Origin of the sequence: Escherichia sp. MOD1-EC5189 (assembly GCF_002966045.1) — a bacterium.
GTDB classification, from domain to species: Bacteria; Pseudomonadota; Gammaproteobacteria; order Enterobacterales; family Enterobacteriaceae; genus Escherichia; species Escherichia coli_F.
Map to the genome: position 1 here is coordinate 1 of NZ_PTRX01000077.1, position 2,402 is coordinate 2,402.

Here is a 2,402-nt window from a genome sequence, read left to right on the forward strand (position 1 = left end):
GATAAGCTCATGGCGGTTTGTGATGGTGGCCCTTGCTGGATTTGAACCAGCGACCTGGCGATTATGAGTCGCTCGCTCTCACCACTGAGCTAAAGGACCGGGAGCAGAATAATAACGGTCCGTAATTAATTCCGCAATAAAAAACCCGCTCGGTGGCGGGTTGTAGAAACTCTTCTAACGTCAGGTATAAAAAGCCCATCGTTATGACGAATTTACCACAAATTCCGGAAAAATCAACCTTGTTACCTAGTTACCTTTTTTAACTGCCGCTCAGCCCATGCTTCTTCAATATCAAACCGGGTCACCAGCGCATCATAGAATTTCTTAACTGTTTTTTCCCATGACGCGCGTGTTATCTGGTTTGTCACCTCGCATATAGCATTAAATGCCTCCGTTGATGGTAGTCTTTCATAGCCACGACCACCACAACGCTGGCAGTCTCTGATAACAGGCATACCACGTTTTACCGACTCTTCACGGTGAATGGCGACACCACGCCCACGGCAATCCTTACAGACGGTGGAAACCTCACCCTTTCCGCCACACTCCGGACAGGCAACTTTTACCACCTCCCTGACTTTTTTCCATTCTTCCCAGTAAGACGGATACACACCTTTCGTACACTTTGCCCATACCGGCGGCTTACCATCCGGATACTGGACCTTGTTTGTAAAAACTACGCTTTCAATAAATTTTTCCCCATAGCAACAAGGGCACTGCTTTTTACTCGCTGCGCTGCGGGCATAATCCTCAAAAGCGTACGAAGCCATAATGCGCATCACTAACGGTTTTATTTCTACCGGAAGTTTTCTCAACGCCGCCACACGATCGCACCGACTGAGTGCATAATCTGCCAGTAATTCTGTTGCCCGCGCCCTGTCATTCATACTGATGCCCATTTTCCCCAGGAACGCAGAAAACCCCATCTCAGCCCGATTCTGTGTCATGCCCTGCGCGGCCATCACATCAGTGATACTCAGCGCATCTTTTGACGTTGAGGCCGATGCATCGGTCAGGCAAGGGGATTTTGGGGAGTAGTATTTCGGTAAATCTTCCAGTTTCATTTTTTGACCTGCTCTTCATGCATTATGGGGTAAATCTTCACCCCCAGACGTCCACCAGATACTGGCTGACCACGAACGATATTGATTTCATCAAACTGCTCATCGTCCATTAACACTCCCGCATGCGTCAGCGCATCCAGCGGTGCTTTCAGGATATTGTCCAGGTCGCGACGACGCTTATCCGGTGGCTCTGCAATCACCTTTATCGCCAGCCTTCCGGACAGGCTTAATTTCAGCCGCTGCTGGCGAACAATAAGCGCCACAGCCCGGCGATAACGCTTTCCCTCCTCCGAGATAAAATATGTGCTGCCACGGCGTCGCCAGTAAGTGTTCACCGTCGGCGGGTAAGGTAAAACCAAATCTATGAGCATCACTCACCTCTTTTACCCAAGCACGCCAGTTGCAAAGGCGTGATCAAGAAAACGAAAAATTAAATCAACCTGAGAACCATGCTTTTCTTCGAACGCCAGAGGATCCGCATGAAGCTCGTTGTGATGCTCCCGACACAGCGGTAGCGTGAAAATATCGTGAGATTTTGTCCCCATTCCGCCCTGACCATGACCAATCAGGTGATGGGGATCGTCGGCTGGCTTACCACAACACGCACACGGCTGTGTCTTCACCCAGCGTGTGTATTTCTCGTTAACCCAGCGGCGACGTTTAGGTCGTTTCATGAAAGATTCCGGAGACTCAGGATCAACGGCAATGCTGACCACCGTCTTTTCCTGTGGTGGGTTCTGTTGCTGGTGGGCGTGAGGCAGCGGCGCAAGATTTTTTGTGCGCTGTTTCAGTATGCTGGTGGCGGTCTGCTCTCCCGGTACGATGTCGCTTTCACGGTACATTGAGCGGATTTTTTCCGCACGCAACCCCAGCGAACGACGTAATACCGCTTCCGGTAGCGCGTCCGCCACCTGATTGCGGACCGCCCACCAGGATAATTCAGCCAGAGATAATTCACGCTCCTGCGTACCGCTTATTGCGTGACCGATGACGTCAATCATCCATGCTGACAGATTTTGATGAGCAAGTTGCTCGAGTGATTCGGATGTCTGGTCACGCAGCTGGTTGTCGCAGTGCCAGCACAACACCATTGCGCCGGTACCATAACGGTGAATAACGGTTTCGCTGTGATGATAATCGCCGTGTGGCCACTGGCAGGATTTAATATGGCGCAACAGCCAGTCAGACAATGCACCAGCACCACCAGCAGCACGAATTACCCGTGCGTTACTGAAAAACGGCAGCAATGTTTTGTCTTCCACCAGCGGCTGGCGAACGGCAGGAACGACCCCGGACGGCAGATTACGCATGCTTTTCGGTTCCGGCTCCACCAGTACC

Annotated in this window: 3 protein-coding genes and 1 tRNA gene; all 4 read right to left on the reverse strand. The window is 51.3% G+C overall.

Annotated elements, in window-relative coordinates:
* Window positions 1-23: 23 nt before the first annotated feature.
* Window positions 24-99 (reverse strand) — tRNA-Ile (locus ATB02_RS25470).
* A gap of 143 nt (window positions 100-242) precedes the next feature.
* On the reverse strand, window positions 243-1,064 hold the full coding sequence (locus ATB02_RS25475; protein ID WP_023567548.1) for an antitermination protein: 822 nt from the start codon (window positions 1,062-1,064) through the stop codon (window positions 243-245).
* On the reverse strand, window positions 1,061-1,435 hold the full coding sequence (locus ATB02_RS25480) for a RusA family crossover junction endodeoxyribonuclease (protein ID WP_000904112.1): 375 nt from the start codon (window positions 1,433-1,435) through the stop codon (window positions 1,061-1,063). The genes ATB02_RS25475 and ATB02_RS25480 overlap by 4 nt, the downstream gene beginning before the upstream one ends.
* Before the next feature lie 12 nt (window positions 1,436-1,447).
* Window positions 1,448-2,402, reverse strand: a 955-nt coding sequence (locus ATB02_RS25485) for a DUF968 domain-containing protein (protein ID WP_198600599.1), incomplete at its 5' end; no start/stop codon positions are given.

Excerpts from the sequence above, each read along its gene's own strand:
- ATB02_RS25475 (WP_023567548.1), bottom strand. The coding sequence starts at position 1,064 with ATGAAACTGGAAGATTTACCGAAATACTACTCCCCAAAATCCCCTTGC.
- ATB02_RS25480 (WP_000904112.1), bottom strand. The coding sequence starts at position 1,435 with ATGCTCATAGATTTGGTTTTACCTTACCCGCCGACGGTGAACACTTAC.